Here is a 947-nt window from a genome sequence, read left to right as displayed (position 1 = left end):
CTGGGTTTTACTGCGCACCTCATTTGGTAACTGGATCTTCGCTACCGGTGGAGATGACAAAGCGGCCAGGAATGTCGGTGTCCCGGTGGATCGGGTCAAAATCATGCTGTTTGTTTTTACCGCCTTCTGCGCCACCGTTTACGCCGCCTGTCAGGTGCTGGAGTTTGGCTCCGCCGCTGCGGACCGGGGTCTGCTTAAGGAATTTGAAGCCATTATCGCCGCCGTTATTGGTGGTGCCCTGCTCACTGGCGGCTACGGTACCGTGATTGGTGCTTGTTTCGGCGCGCTGATCTTCGGCGTGGTGCAGATGGGTATTTTCTTTACCGGAATCGATTCCGACTGGTTCCGGGTCTTCCTGGGGGTCATGCTGCTGATGGCCGTGTTGTTCAACAATTACGTCCGTAAGCGTGTGACTGAAACGCGCTAACTGACTGAACTGACAACCTGACAAAGGAAGGAGAAAAACCATGAGCGAATACATTCTAGAGCTAAAAAAAGTCAGCCGTTTTTTCGGTTCAGTCATCGCCCTGAAAGATATCGACATGCAGGTCAAAGCCGGCGAAGTTCATTGCCTGCTGGGTGACAACGGTGCCGGTAAATCAACCCTGATCAAAACCCTGGCCGGTGTCCACAAGCCCAGCGAAGGTGAGTTTTACTATGAAGGTAAGCCGGTGATATTCAACTCCCCTCGCGATGCGCTCGACGCGGGGATCGCAACAGTTTATCAGGATCTGGCACTGGTCCCGCTGATGAGTGTGACCCGTAACTTTTTTATGGGCAGAGAATTGACCAAAAAATGGGGGCCTTTCAGGGTCTTTGACACCAGGCGTGCCAACGAAATCGCCCGTGCCGGTCTGGCAGATATGGGAATTGATGTGAGAGATCCGGAGCATGCCATCGGCACCATGTCCGGCGGTGAGAAACAATGCCTGGCCATTGCCCGAGCC

General features: G+C 54.0%; 2 protein-coding genes. Both read left to right on the top strand.

Annotated elements, in window-relative coordinates; genetic code table 11:
* A partial coding sequence (locus tag BGP75_RS19345) for an ABC transporter permease (protein WP_143821118.1) occupies positions 1–427 on the top strand: 427 nt, incomplete at its 5' end.
* 40 nt (positions 428–467) lie between these two features.
* The coding region (locus BGP75_RS19340; protein WP_143821117.1) for an ATP-binding cassette domain-containing protein at positions 468–947 on the top strand (480 nt) is incomplete at its 3' end.

The organism is Motiliproteus sp. MSK22-1 (genome assembly GCF_001968815.1).
GTDB lineage: Bacteria > Pseudomonadota > Gammaproteobacteria > Pseudomonadales > Balneatricaceae > Motiliproteus.
The sequence above is the reverse complement of the archived record's forward strand: the minus strand, read 5'-3'. Positions and strand labels throughout refer to the sequence as shown.